The following is a 24,711-nucleotide window of genomic DNA, read 5'->3' as shown; positions in this document are numbered from 1 at the left end:
CCACTCGGACTGCAACTGCCGGATCTGCTGCCGGCTCGGCTTCTCCGTCTCGTCGGCGCAGTTGATGGCCAGGTTGGCGTCGAACAGGTTCGAGTCGGCCGCAGCCCTGACGTGGGGACCTGAGGGACCCCGCGGCGGGTTTGGGTCAGCTTGGGGGTGACCGCCTCTTGAAAAGCGCTGGTCAGGGTGGCGGCTGTTTCGGTGGGGTTCCCTGCTCGCATGAGTGCGCCCAGGACTGCTACTCCGGTTGCTCCTGAATGGACGCAGGCGGTCACCTGTTCTGGGGTTTCGACTCCGCCGAGGGCAAGCAGGGGCACCGGGCTGGCGCGGACCAGGCTGCCCAGCCCTACAACACCCAGGGGTGGGCCATAGCCCGGCTTTGTCTTCGTCGGCCAGACCGGGGAGATGGTGGCGTAGTGCTCGGTGGTCAGGCGGTCCAGCTCGGCTCGGTTGTGGCAAGAACGGCCGACCAGGTTGTGGGTTGGCGGCGGGTACGGGCCGGCGGCGGGCAGGTGCACGGCGTCGCCGCCGAGCGGGTCGGGGCCGGCCACGATGAGGGTTCCGCCGACGTCGGCGAGGATCGCGCGCAGGTCGGCGGCGAGGGCGGCGCGTTCGGCGCGGGGCAGGTCCTTCTCCCGCAGCACCACCCAGCGCACTCCCCCGGCCACGGCTCCCGCCACGACCCGGTCGAGCCCTTCCCGCGCGACGCGCCGGTCGGTCAACAGGACAACCCCGGACGGCGGTGTCACAGCTCGGGTCTTCCCTCGTCGGGGGTGGAGGCGAGCGCGTGGAAGCGGCGCTCGATCCGGCCGGCCTGGGCCGCCAGCCGGCCCGCCTCGACGGCGTGCCGCATCGCGGTGGCCATCACCACCGGGTCGGCCGCCCGGGTGACAGCGCTCGCCAGCAGCACCCCGTCACAGCCCAGCTCCATGGCCAGCGCCGCGTCGGACGCGGTGCCGATGCCGGCGTCGAGGATCACCGGCACGTCCACACCCTGCCGGATGAGTCGAATGTGGTGCGGGTTGCCGATGCCGAGCCCCGAGCCGATCGGGGAGCCGGCCGGCATCACCGCGGCGCAGCCCACGTCGGCGAGGCGGCGGGCGAGCACCGGGTCGTCGCTGGTGTACGGCAGCACTGTGAAACCGTCGGCGACCAACTCCTCGGCGGCGCGGAGCAGTTCCACCCCGTCGGGCAGGAGCGTCCGCTCGTCGCCGATCACCTCCAGCTTGACCCAGTCGGTGTCGAACGCGTCCCGGGCCAACCGGGCCACCTTCACGGCCTCGGTCGCGGTGTGGCAGCCGGCGGTGTTCGGCAGCAGGCGTACGCCGCACCGGTCCAGCAGCTCCAGCAGCCCACCCGTGGAGCCCGGTGCCGTGCCCACCCGGCGCAGCGCCACTGTGACCAGCTCGGTGCCGGACGCCCGGATCGCCTGCTCCAGGACGTTCAGGTTCGCGGCACCGCCGGTGCCGAGGATCAGCCGTGAGGTGAAGGTCTCCCCACCCAGCTCGAACGGCACGCCGCTCACCCGCCCTGCGCCGCGGTGAGCACCTCGACCCGGTCACCGTCGCGCAGTGCCCGGGCCGGCCAGCCGGTCCGGGGCACCACCTCGCCGTTGACCGCGACCGCCACCCCACGTGGGTGCGCCACGATGTCGCGGACCAGGTCCGCCACTGACGCGCCCGCGGCGACGCTGCGCCCGGCCCCGTTCACTGTCAACTCCACAGGTCCCCCTCCACACTCGGTTCAGGTAGGCCCGACGCGGCCACCGTGGCACCGCCGAAGAAGCGGTCGGCCCGGAAGGGCGCGAGCAGCGGGTCGGGTACGCCGCCGAGCACCAGGTCGGCGATCAGGTCGGCGGTGATCGGGGTGAGCACGATGCCGTGCCGGTGGTGCCCGGTGGCGACCAGGACGTCCGGTCGGTCGGGCAGCGGCCCGAGGATCGGCGCGTTGTCCGGGGTGCCCGGGCGCAGCCCGGCGACCGCCTCGACCAGGTCGTACTCGGCCAGCTCGGGCAGCAGGTCGACCCCGGCGCGCAGCAGCCGTTGCACAGCACCGGCGGTGACAGTGGTGTCCGAGCGCTCCTCGACCGTCGCGCCGAGCACCACCTCACCGTCGGCGCGGGGCACCAGGTAGACGTGCTCGCCGTCGGCGTACCCCCGGATCACGTGCCGGAAGCCCGGCGCGACGCCGTCGGGCGCGCGGAGCCGGAGGATCTGACCTTTCACCGGCCGCACGGGCAGGCCGGTGAGCGCTGTGGCCCCGCAGCCGGCAGCGACAACGGTGACCGTTGCGTCCACATCGGACAGCGACCGAACCTGCTGCGGCACGAGCACCGCGCCGGCCCGCTGCGCGGCCGTGCGCAGCGCCGGCACCAGCAGCCGGGGGTCGACCTGATGGTCGGTGGGCGCGAGCGCGCCGCCGCGCACCCGTGGGGCGAGCGCCGGTTCGCTGTCGCGCAGTTCGCTGGGGCGCAGCGGCGTCACGGGCAGGCCCAACCCCTGCTGGTACGCCCACAGCCGGCGCGCCTCGGCCAGGTCGTCGCCGGTGAGCCCGACCATCAGGGTGCCCTCGGTCCGATAGCCGATCTCGACCCCGGTCGTCTCGGTCAACTCGGCGGCGAACGCCGGCCAGCGGGCAGCGGATGCCAGAAGCAACCCGGTCAGCTGCCGCTCACCGAAGTACGCCTCGGCGACCGGGGAGAGCATGCCGGCGGCCACCGCCGACGCCCCCGAGCCGGGTGCCGGATCGTGCACCACAACCCGCAGCCCGCGAGCGGCGCAACGCCAGGCGATGGCCAGCCCGATCGGCCCCGCCCCCACCACTGCCACGTCCGGCCGGACCCGGTCGCTCGACAGCGGTGACGGGGACCGGCCGGTCAGCACGTCAGAGCCTCGATCAGCTCGGCGGTTGCCCGTGCCGGATCGGCGGCGGAGGAGACCGCGCCGACCACCGCCACCCCGTACGCCCCGGCGGCCCGCAGCGCCGGCACCCGGGCCGCTGTCACTCCGCCGATCGCGATGACCGGAACGTCGACGGCGTCGACGACGGCGCGCACTCCGGCGGGCCCGATGGGGTCCGGCAGGCCGGTCTTGGTGCTGGTGGCGTGACACGGACCGACGCCCAGGTAACTGGTGCCCGCCGCGACGGCCTCGGCCGCCGGGCCCGGCGCGCGAGCGGTGGCGCCCAGCACACCGGTGGGGCCGAGCACCCGGCGGGCGGCGGCGACCGGCAGGTCGTCGGCGCCGACGTGTCCACCTGCCGCGCCGACCGCCAGCGCAACGTGCAACCGGTCGTTGACCAGGCAGGTCGCCTGGTACGGCGCGCAGAGCGCCAACACCCGCCCGGTCAGGTCGTACGCCTCGCGGTCGGTGGCGGAATCCTCGACCCGGACCTGCACCACCAGGTCGGCGTGGGCCACGGTGAGGGCGGCGCGGACCACGGCGAGTGGGTCGCGACCGGGTCGGGTGTCGGTGATGAGATGCAATCGCCCCAGGGACGGCACGGCAACGCTCCTCCCTGCGCCGGCATTATCCGGATCAGGTTCGACGGTCGGGGGCTGTCAGCCCCCCTCTCAGCCCGGTACACCGGGCTCCCGTGGGTTACTTGCGTGTCACCGTACGACAGATCCGTCGGCCTGCCAAGGCGTGGGGTCGGCGGTGGCCGGCCGGGCCGGCGCGTCAAAACGAGCTAGATCCAATGGGGCACTTCATACGGTCCTGTTCGGAATGTCGCCCCCCGTTGCAGAACCGTTACCCGTCCGCATCTTGCCCGACATCGAGCCAGCCGAATTAATTTGTTCAGCGATTCGACAAAATGTCGGTGGGGGCACCTTGGCACGGTGTGACCACCGGCTCCATCAGGGACGGCCTTCGGCGAGCCGACTCCCGCGAGCTCTGTCACTACGACACAGGAGGCGGCGTGTCCCGTTCTCGTCGTGCCCGCGTACCAATCACCGCAACCCTGATCTCCCTGGCCATGGCCTCGACCACCCTGTTCGGCGCGCCCGCGCAGGCGGCCGCCCAGGTTCCCCCACGGGATGCGAAAGCCGCAGCCCCGGTCAGCCAGGTGGCGCCGAAGGCGCCAAAGGCCGCGGCCGATCCCTTCTCCGTCCTGATCTTCTCCAAGACCGCCGGCTTCCGGCACGACTCGATCCCCACCGGCATCGCCGCCATCCAGCAGCTCGGTGCCGCCAACGGATTCACAGTGGACAACTCCGAGGACGGCGCAGCATTCAACGACGCCAACCTGGCGAAGTACAAGGCGGTGATCTGGCTCTCCACCACCGGTGACGTGCTCAACGCCGACCAGCAGGCGGCGTTCGAGCGCTACGTGAAGGCCGGCGGCGGCTACGTCGGCATCCACGCCGCGTCGGACACCGAGTACAGCTGGGCCTGGTACGGCGACCTGGTCGGCGCGTACTTCGCCAACCACCCGCAGAACCAGACCGCCACCGTCAAGGTGGAGGACCACGCCCACCCGTCCACGGCCGGGTTGCCGGACCGGTGGTCCCGGTTCGACGAGTGGTACAACTACCAGAGCAACCCCCGGCCGGACGTGCACGTGCTGGCCAGCCTGGACGAGAAGAGCTACACCCCCGGCGCCGGCGCGATGGGTGCGGACCACCCGGTCGCCTGGTGTCAGGACTACGACGGTGGCCGCTCCTGGTACACCGGTCTGGGCCACACCCGGGAGTCGTACGCCGAGCCCGAGTTCCTGTCCCACCTGCTCGGCGGCATCCGCACCGCGGCCGGCGTCGAGAACGCCGACTGCGGCGCCTCGAAGACCTCGAACTTCGAGAAGGTCACGCTGGACAGCAACACCAGCAACCCGATGGAGCTGGACATCGCCCCCGACGGGCGGGTCTTCTACATCGAGCGTGACGGTCGCGTGCAGATCGTGAAGCCGGACACCGGCAACACCGTCACCGCCGTCGACCTGGACGTCTTCACCGGCAACGAGGACGGCCTCATCGGCATCCGGCTCGACCCGGACTTCGCCACGAACAACTGGGTGTACCTGTACTACGCCCCGAACGACGGGGTCACCCGCAACCTGCTGTCCCGCTTCACGGTCACCGGCGACACCATCAGCCTGGCCAGCGAGAAGCAGGTGCTCCGGGTCGACACCCAGCGCAACACCTGCTGCCACGCCGGCGGCAGCATGACCTTCGACGGCGACGGCAACCTCTACCTGGCCACCGGTGACAACACCAACCCGTTCGAGTCGAACTCGTACTCGCCACTCGACGAGCGGGCGGGCCGCCAGGACTACGACGCGCAGCGCACCTCCGCGAACACCAACGACCTGCGCGGCAAGGTGATCCGGATCCACCCGGAGGACGACGGCACCTACACGGTTCCGGCCGGCAACCTCTTCGCGGCTGGCACCGAGAAGACCCGTCCCGAGATCTACGCGATGGGCTTCCGCAACCCGTTCCGGATCGGCACCGACCCGAAGACCAACACGCTGTACGTCGGCGACTACGGGCCGGACGCCAACACCGACAACCCGAACCGTGGCCCCCGCGGTCTGGTCGAGTGGAACATCGTCACCCCGGGCAACTACGGCTGGCCGTACTGCACGGGCACGAACGAGGCGTACAACGACTACACGTTCCCGTCCGGTCCGAGTGGCCCGAAGTTCGACTGTGCCGCACCGGTCAACAACTCGCCGAACAACACCGGCCTGACCAACCTCCCGCCGGTGGTCCCGGCGACCGTCGACTACGGGTACGCCGGTGACGCGCGCTACCCGGAGATCGGCGGCGGCGGCGCCCCGATGGGTGGCCCGGTCTACCGTTACGACGCCGACCTGAACTCGAACCGCAAGTGGCCGGCGTACTACGACGGCAAGGCTCTGCTCGGTGAGTGGAACCAGAACAAGATGTACACCATGCAGGTGACCCCCGACGGCAAGTCGTTGGTGGACATCAACCAGCTGCTCACCGGCATGAGCATGATCCGGCCGATGGACTTCGAGTTCGGCCCGGACGGCGCGCTGTACCTGATCGAGTGGGGCAGCGGCTTCGGTGGCAACAACGACAACTCCGGCGTCTACCGGATCGACTACACCGCCGGTGACCGTGCGCCCATCGCGGCGGCGTCCGCCAACCCGACCTCGGGTCCGGCGCCGTTGGCCGTCACGTTCTCCAGCGCCGGCTCCCGGGACCCGGACGGTGGCACGCTCACCTACGCCTGGACGTTCGGCGACGGGCAGACCTCGACCGAGGCCAACCCGACCCACACGTACGCCACGGCGGGCAACTACACCGCCCAGCTCACCGTCACCAACCCCAAGGGTCGGACCGCGGTAGCGAACGTGCCGGTGACGGTCGGCAACACCGCGCCGACGGTCACCATCGAGTTCCCGCCGGACGGCGGGTTCTTCAACTGGGGTGACCAGGTCCGGTACACCATCAAGGTGACCGACCCCGAGGACGGGGAGATCGACTGCGCCCGGGTCGGGCTGCAGGTGCTGCTCGGTCACGACGAGCACGCCCACCCGCTGGAGCAGCACACCGGCTGCACCGGCACCGTCCAGACGTCGCTCGCCTCCGGGCACGGCGCCGAGGCGAACGTCTTCGCGGTCTTCGAGGCCACCTACACCGACGAGGGTGGTGCCGGTGGCTCCGGTGCCCTGACCGGCCGGCAGATCGAGGTCCTCCAGCCGAAGCAGAAGCAGGCCGAGTACTTCACCGCCACCGGGCGCGCCCCGGTGAGCACCGGTGGTGGAGACCCCGGCGTGCAGCGCGAGGCCGGCGCCGACACCGCCGGTGGCGGCCAGAGCATCGCCTTCATCGAGGACGGTGACTGGTGGTCGGTCGCCCCGGCGAACCTGACCAACATCACCGAGATCCGGTTCCGCGCCGCCTCCGCCGCCGCTGGCGGTCGGATCGAGGTGCGCGCCGGTGCTGTCGACGGACCGGTGGTCGCCACGGCCGTCGTACCGTCGACCGGGGCGTGGCAGACGTACACGGACGTGAGCGCGCCGGTCACCGGTGCCGCGAGCGGCTCGCTGTACTTCCTGGCGCGCGATCCGAACGGCGGAAGTGGTTCGCTGTTCAACGTCAACTGGATGGACTTCGTCGGCCGCGGTGTCACCGAGAACGGGCCGCCGGTGGTCAGCGCCACCGCCACCCCGGGCACCGGCACCGCACCGGTCACCGCCGCCTTCGACGGCACGGCCACCGACGCCGAGGGCGACACCCCGCTGACGTACGCCTGGGACTTCGGTGACGGAGGCACGGCGACCACCCTGGACGCCAGCCACACCTACACCACCGCGGGCACCTTCACGGCCACCCTCACGGTGACCGACAGCAAGGGCGCCAAGTCGTACGCCACGGTGCCGGTGCGGGTCGACGCTCCGGACACGTCCTGCTTCGGGGCGCGTTCGGACGACTTCAACGGCAACAGCCTCGACAAGGCCCGCTGGACCAGCGTGATCCGGGAGAACCAGCTCTACTCGCTCAGTGGCGGCGCGCTCCGGCTGCCCACTGGCGTTGGTGACCTCTACGGCGCTCGCAACGACGCCACGAACCTGGTGCTCCAGGCGGCCCCGACCGGCGCGTGGGAGATGACCACCAAGGTCACCCTGCCGGTGACGGCCAACTACCAGCAGGCAGGTCTGCTGGTGTACGGCGACGACGACAACTACGCCAAGGTGGACCTGCTGTACAACGGCAGCCGTCGGGTGGAGTTCATCCGGGAGACGGCGGCGACTCCTCGCAACGAGGCCGCCGACGCCACCAACGCACCTGCCGGTGACACCGTGTACCTGCGGATCACCAGCGACGGGACGAACCTGACCGCGTCCGCCTCGGGCGACGGTCAGACGTTCACCCCGGTGGGCCGTTCGGCCGCGCTCGCCGGCATCACCAACCCGCGGATCGGGGTCTTCGCGCTCAACGGTGGCACTGAGGCACCTGTTGTCGACGCGGCCTTCGACTCGTTCCAGGTGACGCCGGACGCCCCGGCCGGGCCGGTCGACCCGTCGGACGAGTTCACCGGCAGCACGCTCGACAAGTGCCGGTGGGACGCGATCCTTCGGGAGGACCCGAACGGTTACCGGGTCACCGATGGCTCGTTGCGCATCGACGTGCCCAACGGTGACATCTACGGCACCGACAACACCGGGCCGAAGAACTTCATCCTCCAGACCGCGCCGTCAGGCGACTGGACCCTGGAGACGAAGGTCGACGGCAGTCTGCTGAACGAGCAGTACCAGCAGGCCGGTCTGCTCGTGCAGGCGGACGACGACAACTACCTGAAGCTCGACTTCATCGCGGACAACCAGGCCGGCCAGGCGGTGACGCGGCGGATCGAGTTCCGCAGCGAGATCGCCGGGGCGGTCCAGAACCCGCAGCCCGAGGCGGGCAACCTGACCTCGGCGGTGTGGCACCTGCGGCTGGCCCGCACGGGCGACACGTTCACCGCGTCGTACTCGGCCGACGGCACGACCTGGACCGCGTTGGAGGCGCTGACCAACAGCGCGGTGGGTGCCACCCCGAAGGTCGGGCTGTTCACCCTCGGCGCCAACCAGACGGCGTCGAAGACCGCCTCGTTCGACTACTTCCGGCTCAGCACGGAGGTGGCCGACGAGACCGCGCCGGTGACCACTGCGGCGGTTTCCGGCACCCCGACCGACGGGTGGTACACCGGGCCGGTGACGATCACGCTCACCGGTGCCGACGAGGCCGGCGGTAGCGGGCTCGGCAGCACGGAGTACCAGCTGGACGGGTCCACCACCTGGACGGCGTACACCGCTCCGGTGGCGATCAGCGGGGACGGCGAGCACGAGCTCCGGTTCCGCTCGACGGACAAGGCCGGCAACGTGGAGGCGACCAAGACCGTCTCGGTCAAGATCGACGCCACCGCGCCGGTGACCTCGGCGACGTTCGCTCCGGCGAACGACGCCGGTTGGCACAACGGGACCATCCCGGTCGTGCTGGCCGCCACCGACGCCGGTTCCGGTGTCAAGACGGTGGAGTGGTCGCTCGACGGTGGCGCGTGGGCGCCGTACTCGACGCCGATCGAGGTGACCGGCGACGGGCAGCACGAGCTGCTGTTCCGCTCGGCGGACAAGGCGGGCAACGTCGAGACGCTGAAGTCGGCGGTGCTGCGCATCGACGGCACCAAGCCGACGCTGCTGGTGTCCGGGCTGGCCGACGGCCAGCTCTACGGCGACAGCCAGGACGTCCGGGTGGCCTGGCAGGCCGTTGACCCGAGCTCGGGCATCGCGAGCGTGGTCGGTCAGCTCGACGGCCAGGCGTACACCAGTGGCACCCTGCAGGCCATGTACGACCTGTCGCTCGGCCTGCACGAGCTGACCGTGACCGCGACCGACAAGGCGGGCAACAAGACCACCTCGACGGTCCGGTTCTTCGTCACCACCTCGTTCCGGGACATGCAGGGTCTGCTGGACCGGTTCAAGGCGACGGGGCGGCTCTCGACCAAGGCGCACAAGCAGCTGTCGAACAAGCTCGACGCTGTCCGTGCGTCCGAGGCGGCCGGCGACGACAAGGCGGCTGTCCGGCAGCTGACCGCGTTCCGGACGCTCGCCTCCGACACCGCGCTGGTGGGCGAGGCGGAGGTCCGGGACGTCCTGATCCGGGACGCCGACGCCATGATCGTTCGGCTCGGCGGCGCGGCCAGCAAGGCCGGGGTCAAGGCGAACGACGGTGACTCGGTCAAGGGCACCGGACGGCTTGGTGGCGACGCCACCCGGCTGGCACCCGGTCGCCAGCTCTGATCCGACGAGGCCCCTCCTCGGCGCTGCGGCGTCGGGGAGGGGCCTCCCTCATCGGTAGGAAGGGAGATGTCCGTGACCGGTATCCGCAAGGCGTTGGCCGCCGTGTTCGTCGGGCTGGCCCTGACCCTGTCCGCCGCCGCCCCGGCGGCGCAGGCCGCGCAGGCCGCTCAGGCGGCGCAGGCGGCGCAGGCCGACAAGCTCAAACTCACTGTGGCCGGCGACGGGGCTCAGGGCGTCACCATCCAGGCCACCTACGCCGATGGCCGCCGGCTGGAACAGGTGGTGCGGCTGGTCCTCACCGCCACCGGTCCGGACGGGCAGCGGGTCGGGCCGGTGCAGCTGGAACCGCAGCCCGAGGGGCAGGGTTTCTACAGCAGCGGCCCGGTGCTCTCCACCGGCACGTGGAAAGTGTCGGTGAACTCCCCCGCTCCCCTGGCGGGCAAGGCCACCGCCACGGTGCAGGCGAAGGCGGCACAGTCGCCGCCGGCACCCGCGCCGGTCGCGGTGACCACGCCGACGGATGACGCCGGCAGCGCCGCCTGGTGGCCGCTCGCGGCGGCCGGTCTCGTGCTCGTCGCCGTCGCGATGGGGGTGGCCATGCTGTTCGGCCGCCGACGCACCACCTGACCAAAGCAGTGCATGACAGGGCCGGGCCGCGACGAGCGGCCCGGCCCTGTGTCGTCTCGGCTTCCGTGAAGTCGGGGCTTCCGTGAAGTCGGGGCTTCCGCAGACCGCAGATGCCCCGCCTTCACGGAACGCGGGTGGATCAGCGACAGCGCGCCGTCAGAGGATGGCGCGCAGCGCCGCCAGATCGTCGTCGCTGGGCTCCCAGACGCCGGCGGCGGCGTTGGCACGCACCTGCTCGGGCGTTGTGGCACCGGCGATCACCGAGGTCACCGCCGGCTGGGCGGCCAGTCCGCCGATCGCCACCTGGAGCATCGTCAGACCCCGCTCGGCCGCGTACGCCTCGATCGCCTCGATGGTGTCCCAGTCGGCCGCGGCGAGCCGCTCCGCGTACCGGCCACCACCGGAGAGCCTGCTGCCGGCCGGCGGCTGAGCCTCCCGCTTGTACTTGCCGGTGAGCAGGCCGTTGGCGAGCGGGAAGAACGGCAGCATGCCGAGGCCGAACCGCTCACACGCCGGGATCACTTCGGCCTCCACGGACCGCTCCACCAGGCTGTAGTGGTTCTGTGCGCTGATGAAGCGGGACCGGCCGTTGGACGAGGCGACCCAGTCCGCGTCGGCGATCTGCCAGCCGGCGAAGTTGGAGTTGCCCAGGTAGCGCACCTTGCCGTCACGGACCAGGTCGTCCAGGGCGGCGAGGGTCTCGTCGATCGGGGTGCCCGGGTCGGGCTCGTGCATCTGGTACAGGTCGATGTGGTCGGTGCCGAGCCGGCGCAGCGACGCCTCCACCGCGCGGGCGATGTAGCGCCGCGCACCCCGTGCGCCGTAGTCCGGTCCGTTGAGACCGTTCATGTCCATGCCGAACTTGGTGGCCACCACCACGTCGTCCCGGCGGCCCTTGAGCGCCTGCCCGAGCAGTTCCTCGGAGCCGCCCTGCGGCTCGCCGTAGATGTCGGCGGTGTCGAACAGGGTGATCCCGGCGTCCAGGGCCGCGTCCACCACCGCCCGGGTGCCGTCGAGGTCCAGCTTGCGGCCGAAGTTGTTGCAGCCGATGCCGACCACGGACACCACGAGCCCGGAGTCGCCCAGCCGGCGATAGGTCATGTCAGTCACGCGATCCACCCTATGCCGGCTCGGTGCGGGCCACCTCGGCGGCGGCTCAGCCGACCACCTCGGTGACCAGCTCACGGGCGGCGTTGACGGTCGCGGCCAGCTCGGCCGGACTGCGGCCGACGCCACCGAGCAGTGCCTGCGCCCGCTGCGCGAAACGCGGAGGCGCCCCCGGCAGCCGGCCCGCTGCGGCGATCATCCCCTTCTCGTTGATCAACCAGTGGCCAGCCCGGGCGTGCAGCACCTGGGCGAGCACTCCGACCGCCCGGAACAGGCAGCCGGCGACGTACCCGCTGTCCCCGCCTGCGGCGGCCTTGGCCGCGCCGGCCAACAGGAACCCGGCCTCCCAACCGCCGGCCACGAGCGCGTCGGCCAACGCGGGCGGATAGTCCCGGGCCTGCTCCTTCAGCGCGGTCAGCTGGCCGGTCGGGTCCGCCAGCACCTGGCACAACGCCACCTCGCCGACGTAGGCGGACGAGTAGAACCCGAGCGGGTGCCCGGCCTGCACACCGACCTCGTACCGGCCGGCCCGGCAGTCCGCCCAGGCGCTGTGCACCCGGTCGAGGTCCCGGTAGATCCAGTCCACGGCGACCCCGCCGATCCGCAGCCAGCCACCCCCGTCCACCCAGGGGCCCCAACCACCGGGGGCGGTGAGCGCGACGGCGGTGTCGGCGACCGTCGCGGCCACCGCACGCAGCGCCGGCAGGTCCAGCTCACCCCGGTAGTAGAGACCCAGGTCCCAGTCGGAGTCCGGGCGCTGCTCGCCGCGCGCCCGACTGCCGCCGAGCGCCACGGCCACCACCCCCTTGACGGCGCACAGGCGGTCGGGCAGGTCGGTGGGGATCACCCGACATCCCAGACCGGTTCCGGCGTCTCCACCACCTCGCTGTCGCCTCGGAACAGCACGAACCTGTCGAAGGAGCGGGTGAACCAACGGTCGTGGGTGACAGCGATCACCGTTCCCTCGAAGGCGTTCAGGCCCGTTTCGAGAGCTTCCGCGCTGGCCAGGTCGAGGTTGTCGGTGGGCTCGTCGAGCAGCAGCAGGGTCGCCCCGGACAGCTCCAACAGCAGCACCAGGAACCGGGCCTGCTGCCCGCCGGAGAGCGTCCCGAAGCGCTGGTCGCCCTGCGCGGCCAGCTCGTAGCGGCTGAGCACACCCATCGCCGCGTGCCGGTCCATCCCGGTGCGGTGCTCGTCGCCCCGCCACAGGATCTCGACAAGCGTCTTCGACATCAGCTCCGGCCGGTCGTGAGTCTGGGAGAAGTGCCCGGGGCGGACCCGGGCACCGAGGCGGGCCGACCCCTCGTGCATCACCGGAGCGAGCGCGCCCGCGCCGTCGACCGGGCCGTTCGCCGGGTCCGGGTCGGTGCCGCCGCGGGCCAGCAGCCGCAGGAAGTGCGACTTGCCGGTGCCGTTGGCACCGAGCACCGCCACCCGGTCGCCGTACCAGATCTCCAGGTCGAAGGGGAATGTCAGGCCGTCGAGCTCCAGCTGCTCGCAGACCACCGCGCGCTTGCCGGTCCGCCCGCCGCTGAGCCGCATCCGGATGTCCTGGTCCTTCGGGGGTACGGGCGGCGGCCCTGCCTCCTCGAACTTGCGCAACCGGGTCTGCGCGGCCTGGTAACGCGAGGCCAACCCGTCGTTGTACGCGGCCTTCTGCTTGTACATCAGCATCAGCTCGCGCAGCTTCTGGTGCTCCTCGTCCCAGCGCCGGCGCAGCTCGTCGAGGCGGGCGTGCCGAGCCACCCGAGCCTCATACCAGCTGGCGAAGCCGCCCGGGTGCACCCAGGCACTGCCACCCTCGACGGCGACCACCCGGTCGGCGCTCTGGGCCAGCAGCTCGCGGTCGTGCGAGACGTAGAGCACCGACTTCGTCGACTCGCGCAGTCGCGCCTCCAGCCAGCGTTTGCCGGGCACGTCGAGGAAGTTGTCAGGTTCGTCGAGCAGCAACACCTCGTCCGGGCCGCGCAGCAGCAACTCCAGGGCGAAGCGCTTCTGCTGGCCGCCGGAGAGGGTACGCACCGGACGGTCCCGTACGGCGTCCCACGGCTTACCGAGCACGATGGTCGCGACGGTGTCGAAGAGCACTTCGGCGTCGTACCCGCCGGCCTCGCCCCAGGCGCCGAGCGCATCGGCGTACGCCAGCTGGGCCTTGCCCGCGGCGTTGCTGAACTTGCCGTGGGCCTCGGCCGCCCGCATGGCCGCCTCGGTCTCGCCGAGCCGCCGGCCGGCGTCGCGAAGCGCCGGCGGGGCCAGCGACAACGCCAGGTCGGCGACTGTCGACTCGTCGCCGATCATGCCGATGAACTGGCGCATCACACCCAGCCCGCCGGCCCGCGCGACGACGCCGCTGCGCACCGGCAGGTCGCCGGCGACCATCCTCAGCAGCGTCGTCTTTCCCGCGCCGTTCGGCCCGACCAGGGCGACCTTGCTGCCCTCCCCGACCCGGAACGACACGTCGGCGAAGAGTTCCCGACCGTCGGGCAGGATGTGCCCGACCGCTGCCACGTCCACGTATCCCACGCCGGGATCCTGCCCCAGTGAGGGTCGGGGGGTACATCCAATTACCGGGTGACGCGCAGCACCCGGAAGCCTTTCTGGCTCGCGTACCGCTCGACCTGCCAGCTCTGCTCGGTGAGCCAGCGTTGCAGCGAGTCGCCGCCGAGGTGTCGGGCGACGACCAACCAGCCGACGCCGTCCGGGGCGAGTCGGGGCAGCCAGCGCAGCAACAGGTCGTGCAGCCCGTCCTTGCCGATCCGGATGGGCGGGTTCGACCAGATCTGGGCGAAGCGGATGTCGTCCGGAACGTCGTCCGGCGCGCTGACCCGGACCCGGTCGGCGGCACCGACCCGAGCCGCGTTGGCGGCGGTCAGTTCGCGGGCCCGGGCGTTGACGTCGACGGCCCAGATGGTGCTGCTGGGCGCGAGGTCGGCTAGCACGCAGCTGATCGGCCCGAACCCGCAGCCGAGGTCGAGCAGGTCACCGGTGGTGTCGTCGGCGGGCAGCTCGGCCTTGCGCAGCAGCACCGCGGTGCCCGGGTCGAGCCGGCTGGCGGAGAACACCCCGCCGGCCGAGGTGAGCCGGTAGTCGCGGTCGGCGACGGTGAACTCGACCTCGCGCGCCGGGGCGTCGCTGGTGGGCTGAGCGGTGAAGTAGTGGTCGCCGGTCACCCGACAATTCTCGCACCGGTCTGGGACGGACCTGACGCGGCCCACACGTACATTTCCCCGAAATTACCACCTAAAGGGACAATGACTCCTACTCTGGGTGACATGGTGTATCGGTACCAGTCCGATGAGGACGCTTTCGAGGAGTACCCGGAGCCCGGGTCCGACCTGTCGGTGCTCGGCGCCGGTCCGCCCCCGGCGGCCGGGCCCTCTCCGTCACGCTTCCCCACGCCGTCGCTGCCCCGCCCGAACCAGCTCTCGCTGCCCTCGTCGCAGCCGGCACCGGCTCGTACCGAGGTGCCGCAGCTCGGGCCGGCCGCCCACGCCGATGCGCCGCAGGCAGTGCCGACACGCGCCGACATCCCACCCGCACCGCCGCGCAGCCAGATCTACACCTCGGCGACGGCGGCTGAGCCGCCCGCCCGGCGCGGCGGCGGTCGACTGTGGCAGGCGCTGATCGGCGGCGCAGCCGTCCTGGTGCTGCTCGCCCTCTGTGGCCTCGGCGCCGCCGCGCTGCTCATCGACCGCGGCGAGCAGCCGCAGAGCAACCCGACGAACCAGCCGAACGCCGCCCCGACGTCGGCGTCGGCGGAACGGCTGGCGCTCGACTCCCGGGACACCGACCAGGCCCCGCTCACCGCCAAGGAACTCTTCCCCGGCAAGGAACTGAAGCTCACCGACGGCCAGCCGAGCTACCAGGTGCTCAAGACACAGTCCAGCGGCAGTTGCGCCGTCGCCGCCACCGACGAGGTCGCCGACCTGCTGGTCCGGCTCGGCTGCAACCAGATCGTCCGGGCCACCCTGAGTACGCCCGACGACAGCCACCTGGTCACCGCCGGCCTGTTCAACCTCACCGACAAGGTCAGCGCGGAACGAGCCCGAGACCGGCTCCGGCAACTTCTCGACGAGCGGCAGGGCCGTTTCCGTGGCCTCACCGGGAACGACGGCGACGGCACCGATGTCCTGGCCAACGCCCCGGCACGCGTCGGCTGGCAGGTCCGTGGCCACTACCTGGCGTACGCGCTGGTGGTCCGCAAGGACGGCACAGCGGTCAAGGCGGGAGACGCCAAGGTCCGCGAGATCCTGTTCGACATGATCGAGTTGCACCTCAGCCGGGGCGTACTCCAGAGCCGGGCCGACGGCGGCACCGCCTCGCAACCGACGGCGGCACCTACCGGCAGCAACGCCAACCAGGGCGATCTGCCCGGCGACTGACAGTGCGGACGGTCAACCCTCGATCGGGACCCGCAACCGGCGGGTGAGGGTCGCCCGTTGGGCGTACTCGGCCGGATCGGCCGGGTAGCCGACGGCGACCAGGGTCAGCCCGCGCGCGGGGGCCACCGTCACCTCGCTGGACCGCTCCCGCTGGGTGAGCAGAGTTCCCGGCCACTCGACCGGGCGGCGGCCGTCGCCGGCCACCAGCATGGCTCCCACCAGGCTGCGCACCATCGCCTGACAGAACGCGTCCGCCTGCACCGTGGCGACCAGGATGTCGTCCGGGTCGCGACGCCAGTCCAGCCGGGTCACCTCGCGCAGTGTGGTGGCGTGCTCCTTGCGCCGGCAGTACGCGGCGAAGTCGTGCTCCCCCACCAGCCCGGTGGCGGCGGCGTTCAGCGCGGCCAGGTCCAACGGCTTCGGCCAGGCCAGCACCTCGTGGCGGCGCAACGGCTCGGCGCCGAAGGGCGCGTCGGTGACCCGGTACTCGTAGCGTCGGAAGGTGGCCGAGAACCGGGCGTCGAAGTCGGCCGGCACCTCGGTAATCGCCCGTACCCGCACGTCGGTGGGGAGCAGCCGGGCCAGACGACGCAACAGCCGCCCCTCGTGCTCCCGCCACACCTCCACGGGCAGGTCCACGTGGCACACCTGACCGGTGGCGTGCACTCCCGCGTCGGTCCGCCCGGCGACCGTCAGCCCGGTGGCGGTACCGACGCCGAGGACCAGGTCCAGGGTCTCGACGAGCACCCCCGCGACGGTGCGCCTGGTCGGCTGGGCTGCCCAGCCGGAGAAGTCGGTGCCGTCGTACGAGACGTCCAGCCGCAGCCGGATCCGCTCGTCCACCTCGTACCTCCTGTTACGGGTCGGGCCCGGCACCCCGATGGGGTGCCGGGCCCGACGATGCCCTTGATCAGGCCTTGTTCTCGGTGGCCTCGTCGCTGTCCTCGCGGGCGGCGTCGGTGTCACCGGACGCCGACACCGGCGCCTCGGAGTCCTGGTCGGCCGGAGCCGACTTCGGGGCCTCGTCGGCCGGGGCGAGCGCCTCGACCTTGTCCTGCTGCGCGGCCTTGCGGGCGGCGGTCTTCTTGTTCGCCTTCGGCTCGGCGACCTGAAGCTCCTCCACCAGCTCGATGATGGCCATCGGCGCGTTGTCACCCTTGCGCGGACCGGTCTTCACGATCCGGGTGTAACCGCCGGGGCGGTTGGAGTACCGGGGCGCGATCTGGTCGAACAGGGCGTAGACCACGTCCTTGTCCTTGACGACACCCAGCACCCGACGCCGCGAGGCGAGGTCACCGCGCTTGGCCTTGGTGATGAGCTGCTCGGCCAGCGGGCGCAGCCGCCGGGCCTTCGTCTCGGTGGTCTGGATCTTCCCGTGCTGGAACAGCGCGGTCGCCAGGTTGGCCAGCATCAGCCGCTCGTGCGAGGGGCTGCCGCCGAGGCGGGGGCCCTTGGTGGGCGTGGGCATTTTTGGTGCTCCTCAGTTGTGGCGGCAGCGCGGACTAGAGCTGCTCGGTCTCGCGGTAGTCGTCGGTGTCGTAGTCGGCCTCGCCGAAGGTGTCCACGACGTGCGCCGGGTCGAAGTTCGGAGCCGAGTCCTTCAGCCCGAGACCCATCCCGGCGAGCTTCATCTTGACCTCGTCGATCGACTTCTGACCGAAGTTGCGAATGTCGAGGAGGTCGGCCTCGGTACGCCCGATGAGCTCACCAACGGAGTTGATGCCCTCGCGCTTGAGGCAGTTGTAGGAGCGGACGGTGAGGTCCAGCTCCTCGATCGGCAGAGCGAGGTCCGCCGCCAGCTGGGCGTCCTGCGGGGACGGCCCGATGTCGATGCCCTCGGCGGTCTCGTCCAGCTCCCGGGCGAGCCCGAACAGCTCCACCAGCGTCGAACCGGCGGAGGCCAGCGCGGTACGCGGACCCATCGACGGCTTGGTCTCGACGTCGATGATCAGCCGGTCGAAGTCGGTGCGCTGCTCGACACGGGTCGCCTCGACGCGGTAGGTCACCTTCAGCACCGGCGAGTAGATCGAGTCGACCGGGATCCGGCCGATCTCCGCGCCGGACTGCTTGTTCTGCGCCGCCGTCACGTAGCCCCGGCCCCGCTCGACGGTCAGCTCCATGTCGAGCCGGCCCTTGCCGTTCAGGGTGGCGAGCTTGAGATCCGGGTTGTGCACCGAGACGCCGGCCGGGGGCTGGATGTCGCCCGCGGTCACATCGCCCGGGCCCTGCTTACGCAGGTACATGCTGACCGGCTCGTCGTGCTCGGAGCTGACGCACAGCTCCTTGATGTTCATGACGAGCTCGACCACGTCCTCCTTGACACCGGGGATCGTGGTGAACTCGTGCAGCACACCGTCGATCTTGATCGAGGTGACGGCCGCGCCCGGGATCGACGACAGCAGCGTACGCCGCAGCGAGTTACCCAGGGTGTAGCCGAAGCCCGGCTCCAACGGCTCGATGGCGAACCGGGAACGGGTCTCGTTGATCGACTCCTCGGAGAGGGAGGGTCGCTGGCTGATGAGCATCTTTTCTCTTCTCTTCCGGGACGCCCGCTATTTGACGCCCACGACACAAACTGTTCCGGTGGCCCGCCCCGAAGGGCGGGCCACCGAACGAGCTCGGACTACTTGGAGTAGAGCTCGACGATCAACTGCTCCTGGACCTGCGTGTCGATGACCTGCCGGGCCGGGAGGGAGTGCACGAGCACCTTCATCTGGCTCGGGATGGCCTCAAGCCACGCCGGAACCGTCTTCGAGCCGGCCTGAGCCTGCGCGACGATGAACGGGGTGAGCTCCTTGCTCTTGCCCCGAACCTCGATGATGTCGTGCTCCTTGACGCGGTACGACGGGATGTCGACCTTCTTGCCGTTCACCGTGAAGTGACCGTGCTTGACCAGCTGGCGGGCCATGTCCCGCGAGTGGGCGAAACCGGCCCGGTAAACGACGTTGTCCAGCCGCGACTCGAGGATCTGCAGGAGGACCTCACCGGTCTTGGCCTGCTTGCCAACGGCTTCCTCGTAGTAACCGCGGAACTGCTTCTCCAGCACGCCGTAAACCCGACGGGCCTTCTGCTTCTCGCGGAGCTGGAGCAGGTACTCCGTCTCCTTCGTGCGGCCGCGGCCGTGCTGCCCGGGCGGGAACGGCCGGGACTCGAACGGGCACTTCGGACCATCGCACTTGCTGCCCTTGAGGAACAGCTTCATCTTCTCCCGCCGGCAACGGCGGCAGTCTGCACCGGTGTAACGAGCCATCTCTCTCTACCTCTCAGACCCGGCGACGCTTCGGCGGACGGCACCCGTTGTGCGGCTGCGGGGTGACGTCGGCGATCTGCCCGACCTCGAGGCCCACTGCCTGCAGCGAACGGATGGCGGTTTCCCGGCCGGAGCCGGGGCCCTTGACGAACACGTCGACCTTGCGCATGCCGTGCTCCATGGCGCGACGCGCGGCAGCCTCGGCGGCCAGCTGCGCAGCGAACGGAGTCGACTTGCGGGAGCCCTTGAAGCCGACCTGGCCAGCGGAGGCCCAGGAGATGACCGCACCGGTCGGGTCCGTGATGGACACGATGGTGTTGTTGAACGTGCTCTTGATGTGCGCCTGCCCGTGGGCGACGTTCTTGCGTTCCTTGCGCCGGACCTTCTTTACAGCGGCTCCGGCACGAGCCTTCGGTGGCATAAGTCTGTGCGCTCCTAGTTGACTTTCCGGACTGGGTTGCGACCTGACCCGCCTCGGCGGCGGCCGATCCCGTCATCCGGTTAAGAACTACTTCTTGCCGGGCTTCTTCTTGCCGGCGACGGTCCGCTTCGGGCCCTTGCGGGTCCGGGCGTTGGTCTTGGTCCGCTGGCCACGCACGGGCAGACCCCGGCGGTGCCGGATGCCGGCGTAGCAGCCGATCTCAACCTTGCGGCGGATGTCAGCGGCGACCTCGCGGCGCAGGTCGCCTTCAACCTTGTAGTTGCCCTCGATGTGGTCGCGGAGCTGCACGAGCTCCTCGTCCGTGAGGTCCCGAGCGCGCTTGTCCGGCGAGATGCCGGTGGCGGCGAGTGTCTCCAGGGCGCGGGTGCGACCGACCCCGAAGATGTAGGTGAGCGCGATCTCCAACCGCTTTTCGCGGGGGAGATCCACGCCGACTAGACGTGCCATGTGCGGGCGTACTCCTCGTGATGTGTGGCGGAGGTGTGGACCCGTCCCACCCCGCTACCGGCCGTCCCGTCTTTCCGACGCGATGAGCGCCGGCGACCGGGATCGGTCGCTGCCCGAGCGGGCCCCGGCCTCCGACCGGGGGTCAGCCACGCAGAGGTACGTCTGGCGTACCGCTCGCGGCTGGGACGAGCATGTGTGATGTGTGTGTCGCTGGGGATCTGCCTGGACCAACGCCACCCGGCCGTGCTCCGGCCGGACGGGCTGAGTCAGCCCTGGCGCTGCTTGTGGCGCGGGTCGCTGCAGATGACCATGACCCGGCCGTGCCGGCGGATAACCCGGCACTTGTTGCAGATCCTCTTGACGCTCGGCTTGACCTTCACGGTTGCCTTACTTCCCATCTGGCCCGGTTACGCGCTCTGCGCGGCACCGGACGTCGAAGACGGACACGGGACTTCCCGGCCGTCGTCAGGACTACTTGTAGCGGTAGACGATGCGCCCGCGGGTCAGGTCGTACGGCGAGAGTTCGACGACGACCCGGTCCTCCGGAAGGATACGGATGTAGTGCTGCCGCATCTTCCCGCTGATGTGAGCCAACACCTTGTGGCCGTTCGCGAGCTCCACCCGGAACATGGCGTTCGGCAGGGGCTCGATGACCCGACCCTCGATCTCAATGGCTCCGTCTTTTTTCGGCATGTCCTCCGCTGTCCTGACGTCGATTGCACCGGGCGGCCCACAACGTCTTACACGGAAATCTGACCAGAATCAGAAGCCCGCGCCAGCCGCGGCTCCAGCTCCCACCGAAGCGCAGGGTGGGCATGCCGGAGTGGACGCTGTGCGCCGATCTGAAAGTGTACGCCGGCCTGCGGTCCCCCGCCAAACCGGCCACCCACCAACCCGCGCGAGTCGACCCTCAGCCCTGTTGATCATGAAGTTGTTGTCACGACACGCCGTACTCGGCGGCAACAACTTCATGATCAACGAATCGCGGGGAGTCCGGCCCGCGGGTTGGAGTTGGTGGGGTTCAGGGGGTTGGTTCGTCGTTGTCGGGTTTGAGGGCGCGCTTTGCCTGCCTGCGCTCCCGGCGGCGTTGGCGCTTGACGGCCTGGCGCTGGGGCTCCTTCGCAGCCAGCCCGCTGACCGTGCGGACCACCAGCACCGCGCCCCACGGCCCGGCGACCCAGGCCGGCCAGAAGTAGAGCAGGTGCTTGCTGAGCAACGACGTCACCGCCCAGATGGTCACCACGACGGCGATCACCCGCAGGTACGGGAACCACACCTCGGCCAACCAGCGGGCGGTCACGCCCCTGCTGACGGCCGGATCGAGCTGGTCACCCAGCGGGCTCATCGTCGACCCGGCGACCGGCGCCAGGCCCGACCGCTGCGCCGGCGTCACCGGCGGCAGGTCGGTCAGCAGACCCTCGAGGTCGGCGTACGTGCGTGCCGCGTAGGCCTGCTGCAACCGCTCGTCGTACTCGTGCAGATCCAGTCGGCCCTCGTCGAGGGCGACCCGTAACCGGTCAGCCACCGCCGCACGGTCCGAGTCCGCAGCTCGCATCCCGTCGCGCCCGTCCATGCCGGCAAGCATGCCACCGTCGCGCCACTCCCGCCCGCCCCCCGACAGCGGTCGATCATGAAGTTGTTGCCCGCCCCACCGGCGTGTCGGAGCTGAAACTTCATGATCAACGGCGCGACGCGGGGCCGGGATCGGACTAGAGAGTCTTTGTGGCCGCGGGTTGGCGGGCGGTCACCAGGTCGCCCAGGCGGGCCCGGCCACCGTCGAACGCGGTGAGCACCCAGACGCCGTCCGGCAGCAGCGCCATCGAGTGCTCGACGTGCGCGGCGACAGAGCCGTCCCGGGTGACGACCGTCCACCCGTCGGCCAACTCGACGGTACGCGGGGACGCCATGGTGATCATCGGCTCGATGGCCAGGGCCATCCCGGTAACCAGTCGCGGACCCTTGCCCGGCCGACCGTGATTGAGCACGTGCGGGTCCTGGTGCATCTCGGTGCCGATGCCGTGCCCGCCGTAGCCGTCGACGATGCCGTACCGGCCGCCCTTGCGGACAGCGGTCTCCACCGCGTGCGAGATGTCGGTGAGGCGTCCCTTGCCGCTGGCCGCACCACGCGCAGCGGCGGCGATACCGGCCCACATGGCGTCCTCAGCGACCTCGGCCATCTTCAACAGCGCCGGGTCGACGTCACCGACCCCGACCGTGATCGCGGAGTCGCCGTGCCACCCGTCCAGCACCGCGCCGCAGTCGATGGAGATCAGGTCACCGGCCTGGAGCACCTGCTTGGGCGACGGGATGGCGTGCACGATCTGCTCGTTGACCGAGGAGCAGATCGACGCCGGAAAGCCGTGGTAGCCCTTGAACGACGGAACACCGCCCGCCTCACGGATGGTCGCCTCCGCGATGGCGTCCAGATCGGCGGTGCTCACACCGGGGGCGACAGCCTCCCGCATCCGACGCAACGCCTCGGCCACCACCAGCCCGGCGGCCCGCATCTTCTCGATCTGGTCAGGGGTCTTCAGCTGGATGTCCAGCTGGGGACGACGCATGGAGCGGTTACCTTTCGTTGCCGAACAGCGGGGCACATAACGCGTACCCCGCTGTTCGCACTCTATCCGCCGTGGCCCGGCCGGACCTCAGCCGCCGTACGACCGCAGCGCGTCGATGGCCCGGGTGGTGACGTCCTCCACCGGCCCGGTGGCGTCGATCCCGACCAGCTTGCCCTGAGCGCCGTAGTAGTCGACCAGGGGTGCGGTCTTCTCGCTGTATTCGCGGAGCCGCGTGGCGATCGTCTCCGGCTTGTCGTCGTCGCGCTGGAACAGCTCGGCGCCGCAGCGGTCACAGATGCCAGGCCGGGTGGTGGCGTCGAACTCGACGTGCCAGATCTTGCCGCAGCCCCGGCAGGTGCGCCTGCCGGAGAGCCGCCGGATCACCTCGTCGTCGTCGACGACCAGCTCCAGGACCAGATCCAGGGCGGTGCCCAGATCGGCCAGGAGCTTGTCCAGAGCGGCAGCCTGCGGAGTCGTCCGCGGGAAGCCGTCGAGCAGGAAACCCTCGCTGGCGTCGGGCTCGGCCAGCCGGTCCCGGACCATGTTGATGGTGACCTCGTCCGGAACCAGCTCGCCCGCATCCATGTACCGCTTCGCCTCGACACCGAGCGGCGTGCCCTGGGTGACGTTCGACCGGAAGATGTCTCCGGTCGAAATCTTCGGCACCGAGAGGTGCGCGGCGATGAACTCGGCCTGCGTGCCCTTGCCCGCGCCCGGCGGGCCAACCAGAACGAGTCTCATCTACCGCAGGAACCCTTCGTAGTTCCGCTGCATGAGTTGGCTCTCGATCTGCTTCACGGTCTCCAGACCGACGCCGACCATGATGAGCACAGCGGTGCCGCCGAACGGGAAGTTCTGGTACTGCTGGTTGTCCAGCCAGATGAAGAAGAAGTTCGGCAGGATCGAGATGATGCCGAGGTAGAGCGCGCCCGGCAGGGTGATCCGGCTGAGGATGAAGTCCAGGTAGTCGGCGGTCGGCTTGCCCGGGCGGATACCCGGCACGAACCCGCCGTACTTCTTCATGTTGTCCGCGACCTCGGTCGGGTTGAACGTGATCGAGACGTAGAAGTACGTGAAGAAGATGATCAGCAGGAAGTAGACCGCGATGTAGATCGGGCTGCTCGGGTTGACCAGGTTGTTCTGGATCCACGACTGGGTCTTGCCCGGGTCGGTCTGGTCGAAGAACTGCAGCGCCAACTGCGGCAGGTAGAGCAGCGACGACCCGAAGATGACCGGGATCACACCCGCCTGGTTGACCTTGAGCGGGATGTAGGTCGAGGTGCCGCCGTACATCCGCCGGCCGATCATCCGCTTGGCGTACTGCACCGGGATCCGGCGCTGCGACTGCTCGATGAAGGTGACAGCGGTGATGACCACCAGGACCAGCGCGATGACCAGGGCGAACATGTCCCAGCCCTTGCTGGTCTTGATCTGCCAGCCCTCGCTGGGCAGCCGCGCCGCGATCGAGGTGAAGATCAGGACGGACATGCCGTTGCCGACGCCGCGGTCGGTGATCAGCTCACCGAGCCACATGACCATGCCGGTGCCGGCGGTCATCGTCATCACCAGGATGGTCAGGGTCAGCCAGTCCGGGATGCCGGTGCCGGTGGGGATGATCGGGAACTGGTCGCAGCGGTTCTGGAACAGCTGGCCCGAGCGGGCCAGCGCCACGAACGCCGAGGCCTGAAGCACACCGAGGCCGAGGGTCAGGTAGCGGGTGTACTGGGTGATCTTCGCCTGACCGGCCTGGCCCTCCTTGCGGAGCTGCTCCAGGCGGGGGATCACGACGGTCAGCAGCTGCAAGATGATCGACGCGGTGATGTAGGGCATGATGCCCAGCGCGAAGACCGAGAGCTGCAGCAGCGCTCCGCCGGAGAAGAGGTTGAGAAGGTTCACCACCCCGGTGGTGTCACCCTGGATGGTGTCGAGGCACTTCTGCACGTTGCCGTACGAGACGCCCGGGCTGGGGAGCGTTGCACCCAGCCGGTAGACCGCGATGATGCCTACTGTGAACAGCAGCTTCTTGCGCAGGTCAGGCGTACGGAACGCACTGAGAAAGGCGGACAGCAACTTCTTCCTCCTGCGCGAGGCGGGCCGCCGGTGATCCCTGGCGGGTCGGGGTGGATCACGGGCGAGTGCCCGCAA

The 24,711-nt window shown here is 70.3% G+C and carries 23 protein-coding genes, 1 pseudogene and 1 riboswitch; of the genes and pseudogenes, 3 read left to right on the top strand and 21 right to left on the bottom strand.

Annotated elements, in window-relative coordinates; all coding sequences use genetic code 11:
• Positions 1–203: 203 nt before the first annotated feature.
• The 5 genes and pseudogenes from AB0B68_RS29780 to thiE form a co-directional block, all read right to left on the bottom strand.
• Positions 204–749: pseudogene (locus AB0B68_RS29780) on the bottom strand (thiamine phosphate synthase); the annotation flags it as partial.
• The gene (locus tag AB0B68_RS29775; protein WP_357264185.1) at positions 746–1,525 is read right to left on the bottom strand and encodes a thiazole synthase; all 780 of its coding nucleotides are present in this window, start codon (positions 1,523–1,525) and stop codon (positions 746–748) included. The pseudogene AB0B68_RS29780 and the gene AB0B68_RS29775, both read right to left, overlap by 4 nt.
• Positions 1,522–1,722: a sulfur carrier protein ThiS gene (gene thiS, locus AB0B68_RS29770; protein ID WP_238667543.1), complete on the bottom strand. Its 201-nt coding sequence runs from the start codon at positions 1,720–1,722 to the stop codon at positions 1,522–1,524. Before thiS ends, AB0B68_RS29775 begins: the two co-directional genes overlap by 4 nt.
• Entirely contained in the window at positions 1,713–2,879 is a 1,167-nt protein-coding gene (gene thiO, locus AB0B68_RS29765) for a glycine oxidase ThiO (RefSeq protein ID WP_357264188.1), read from the bottom strand. The genes thiS and thiO overlap by 10 nt, the downstream gene beginning before the upstream one ends.
• Positions 2,876–3,502, bottom strand: coding sequence for a thiamine phosphate synthase (gene thiE, locus AB0B68_RS29760; RefSeq protein ID WP_357264182.1), 627 nt, complete (start codon positions 3,500–3,502; stop codon positions 2,876–2,878). Before thiE ends, thiO begins: the two co-directional genes overlap by 4 nt.
• Positions 3,497–3,606: riboswitch (TPP riboswitch) on the bottom strand. (Overlaps the previous gene by 6 nt.)
• A 312-nt stretch (positions 3,607–3,918) precedes the next feature.
• Here thiE and AB0B68_RS29755 point away from each other — a divergent pair.
• Both AB0B68_RS29755 and AB0B68_RS29750 read left to right on the top strand, forming a co-directional pair.
• Positions 3,919–9,750 (top strand): ThuA domain-containing protein, encoded by a 5,832-nt coding sequence (locus tag AB0B68_RS29755; protein ID WP_357264179.1) that lies wholly within the window; start codon positions 3,919–3,921, stop codon positions 9,748–9,750.
• A 72-nt stretch (positions 9,751–9,822) separates the two neighbouring features.
• A complete protein-coding gene (locus tag AB0B68_RS29750; RefSeq protein ID WP_357264176.1) occupies positions 9,823–10,377 on the top strand; it encodes a hypothetical protein in 555 nt (184 codons plus the stop codon).
• Between the two features lie 156 nt (positions 10,378–10,533).
• On the opposite strand, the gene AB0B68_RS29745 is transcribed toward AB0B68_RS29750, so the two are convergent.
• From AB0B68_RS29745 to AB0B68_RS29730, 4 genes are read right to left on the bottom strand one after another with little or no spacing between them, the layout of a single operon-like run.
• On the bottom strand, positions 10,534–11,496 hold the full coding sequence (locus tag AB0B68_RS29745) for an aldo/keto reductase (protein ID WP_357207843.1): 963 nt from the start codon (positions 11,494–11,496) through the stop codon (positions 10,534–10,536).
• Between the two features lie 37 nt (positions 11,497–11,533).
• A complete protein-coding gene (locus AB0B68_RS29740) occupies positions 11,534–12,331 on the bottom strand; it encodes a nucleotidyltransferase domain-containing protein (RefSeq protein WP_357207845.1) in 798 nt (265 codons plus the stop codon).
• Positions 12,328–14,007 (bottom strand): ATP-binding cassette domain-containing protein, encoded by a 1,680-nt coding sequence (locus AB0B68_RS29735; RefSeq protein WP_357207847.1) that lies wholly within the window; start codon positions 14,005–14,007, stop codon positions 12,328–12,330. The genes AB0B68_RS29740 and AB0B68_RS29735 overlap by 4 nt, the downstream gene beginning before the upstream one ends.
• A 41-nt stretch (positions 14,008–14,048) precedes the next feature.
• A complete protein-coding gene (locus tag AB0B68_RS29730; protein ID WP_357207850.1) occupies positions 14,049–14,654 on the bottom strand; it encodes a methyltransferase in 606 nt (201 codons plus the stop codon).
• Positions 14,655–14,756: 102 nt separating this feature from the next.
• Between AB0B68_RS29730 and AB0B68_RS29725 the strand changes: the two genes are divergently transcribed.
• Positions 14,757–15,866 carry a hypothetical protein gene (locus tag AB0B68_RS29725; RefSeq protein ID WP_357264172.1) on the top strand — a complete coding sequence of 370 codons (1,110 nt, stop codon included), beginning with the start codon at positions 14,757–14,759 and terminating at the stop codon, positions 15,864–15,866.
• Between the two features lie 12 nt (positions 15,867–15,878).
• On the opposite strand, the gene truA is transcribed toward AB0B68_RS29725, so the two are convergent.
• The 12 genes from truA to secY all read right to left on the bottom strand — a co-directional run bounded on the left by truA (position 15,879) and on the right by secY (position 24,636).
• Positions 15,879–16,709, bottom strand: a complete 831-nt coding sequence (gene truA / locus AB0B68_RS29720) for a tRNA pseudouridine(38-40) synthase TruA (protein ID WP_357264169.1) — start codon at positions 16,707–16,709, stop codon at positions 15,879–15,881.
• Between the two features lie 67 nt (positions 16,710–16,776).
• Positions 16,777–17,334: a 50S ribosomal protein L17 gene (rplQ, locus tag AB0B68_RS29715; protein ID WP_091402374.1), complete on the bottom strand. Its 558-nt coding sequence runs from the start codon at positions 17,332–17,334 to the stop codon at positions 16,777–16,779.
• A gap of 34 nt (positions 17,335–17,368) precedes the next feature.
• Positions 17,369–18,391 (bottom strand): DNA-directed RNA polymerase subunit alpha, encoded by a 1,023-nt coding sequence (locus AB0B68_RS29710; protein WP_007465227.1) that lies wholly within the window; start codon positions 18,389–18,391, stop codon positions 17,369–17,371.
• A gap of 98 nt (positions 18,392–18,489) precedes the next feature.
• Entirely contained in the window at positions 18,490–19,116 is a 627-nt protein-coding gene (gene rpsD / locus AB0B68_RS29705; RefSeq protein WP_030329921.1) for a 30S ribosomal protein S4, read from the bottom strand.
• A 13-nt stretch (positions 19,117–19,129) separates the two neighbouring features.
• Entirely contained in the window at positions 19,130–19,537 is a 408-nt protein-coding gene (gene rpsK, locus AB0B68_RS29700) for a 30S ribosomal protein S11 (protein WP_030329919.1), read from the bottom strand.
• Between the two features lie 87 nt (positions 19,538–19,624).
• A complete protein-coding gene (gene rpsM / locus AB0B68_RS29695; protein ID WP_030329917.1) occupies positions 19,625–20,005 on the bottom strand; it encodes a 30S ribosomal protein S13 in 381 nt (126 codons plus the stop codon).
• Between the two features lie 266 nt (positions 20,006–20,271).
• On the bottom strand, positions 20,272–20,385 hold the full coding sequence (gene rpmJ, locus AB0B68_RS29690) for a 50S ribosomal protein L36 (protein WP_043965539.1): 114 nt from the start codon (positions 20,383–20,385) through the stop codon (positions 20,272–20,274).
• A 91-nt stretch (positions 20,386–20,476) separates the two neighbouring features.
• Positions 20,477–20,698 carry a translation initiation factor IF-1 gene (infA, locus tag AB0B68_RS29685; RefSeq protein WP_007073013.1) on the bottom strand — a complete coding sequence of 74 codons (222 nt, stop codon included), beginning with the start codon at positions 20,696–20,698 and terminating at the stop codon, positions 20,477–20,479.
• A gap of 328 nt (positions 20,699–21,026) precedes the next feature.
• The gene (locus tag AB0B68_RS29680; RefSeq protein WP_357207558.1) at positions 21,027–21,578 is read right to left on the bottom strand and encodes a DUF1707 domain-containing protein; all 552 of its coding nucleotides are present in this window, start codon (positions 21,576–21,578) and stop codon (positions 21,027–21,029) included.
• A 136-nt stretch (positions 21,579–21,714) separates the two neighbouring features.
• Entirely contained in the window at positions 21,715–22,566 is an 852-nt protein-coding gene (map, locus tag AB0B68_RS29675; RefSeq protein WP_357207561.1) for a type I methionyl aminopeptidase, read from the bottom strand.
• A gap of 87 nt (positions 22,567–22,653) precedes the next feature.
• Positions 22,654–23,307, bottom strand: coding sequence for an adenylate kinase (locus AB0B68_RS29670; RefSeq protein WP_088950228.1), 654 nt, complete (start codon positions 23,305–23,307; stop codon positions 22,654–22,656).
• Entirely contained in the window at positions 23,308–24,636 is a 1,329-nt protein-coding gene (gene secY, locus AB0B68_RS29665; RefSeq protein ID WP_357207564.1) for a preprotein translocase subunit SecY, read from the bottom strand.
• Positions 24,637–24,711 lie beyond the last annotated feature (75 nt).

It is taken from the genome of Micromonospora sp. NPDC049049 (assembly GCF_040649115.1).
Lineage (GTDB): Bacteria > Actinomycetota > Actinomycetes > Mycobacteriales > Micromonosporaceae > Micromonospora.
This window is presented reverse-complemented; position numbering and strand designations above follow the sequence as displayed.

What these genes read in the sequence shown, in the direction of transcription:
- AB0B68_RS29680 (WP_357207558.1), bottom strand. Translation starts at nt 21,578, where the DNA reads ATGGACGGGCGCGACGGGATGCGAGCTGCGGACTCGGACCGTGCGGCG.
- AB0B68_RS29670 (WP_088950228.1), bottom strand. Translation starts at nt 23,307, where the DNA reads ATGAGACTCGTTCTGGTTGGCCCGCCGGGCGCGGGCAAGGGCACGCAG.
- infA (WP_007073013.1), bottom strand. Translation starts at nt 20,698, where the DNA reads ATGCCGAAAAAAGACGGAGCCATTGAGATCGAGGGTCGGGTCATCGAG.
- rpsM (WP_030329917.1), bottom strand. Translation starts at nt 20,005, where the DNA reads ATGGCACGTCTAGTCGGCGTGGATCTCCCCCGCGAAAAGCGGTTGGAG.
- rpsK (WP_030329919.1), bottom strand. Translation starts at nt 19,537, where the DNA reads ATGCCACCGAAGGCTCGTGCCGGAGCCGCTGTAAAGAAGGTCCGGCGC.
- AB0B68_RS29710 (WP_007465227.1), bottom strand. Translation starts at nt 18,391, where the DNA reads ATGCTCATCAGCCAGCGACCCTCCCTCTCCGAGGAGTCGATCAACGAG.
- rplQ (WP_091402374.1), bottom strand. Translation starts at nt 17,334, where the DNA reads ATGCCCACGCCCACCAAGGGCCCCCGCCTCGGCGGCAGCCCCTCGCAC.
- rpsD (WP_030329921.1), bottom strand. Translation starts at nt 19,116, where the DNA reads ATGGCTCGTTACACCGGTGCAGACTGCCGCCGTTGCCGGCGGGAGAAG.
- AB0B68_RS29725 (WP_357264172.1), top strand. Translation starts at nt 14,757, where the DNA reads ATGGTGTATCGGTACCAGTCCGATGAGGACGCTTTCGAGGAGTACCCG.
- map (WP_357207561.1), bottom strand. Translation starts at nt 22,566, where the DNA reads ATGCGTCGTCCCCAGCTGGACATCCAGCTGAAGACCCCTGACCAGATC.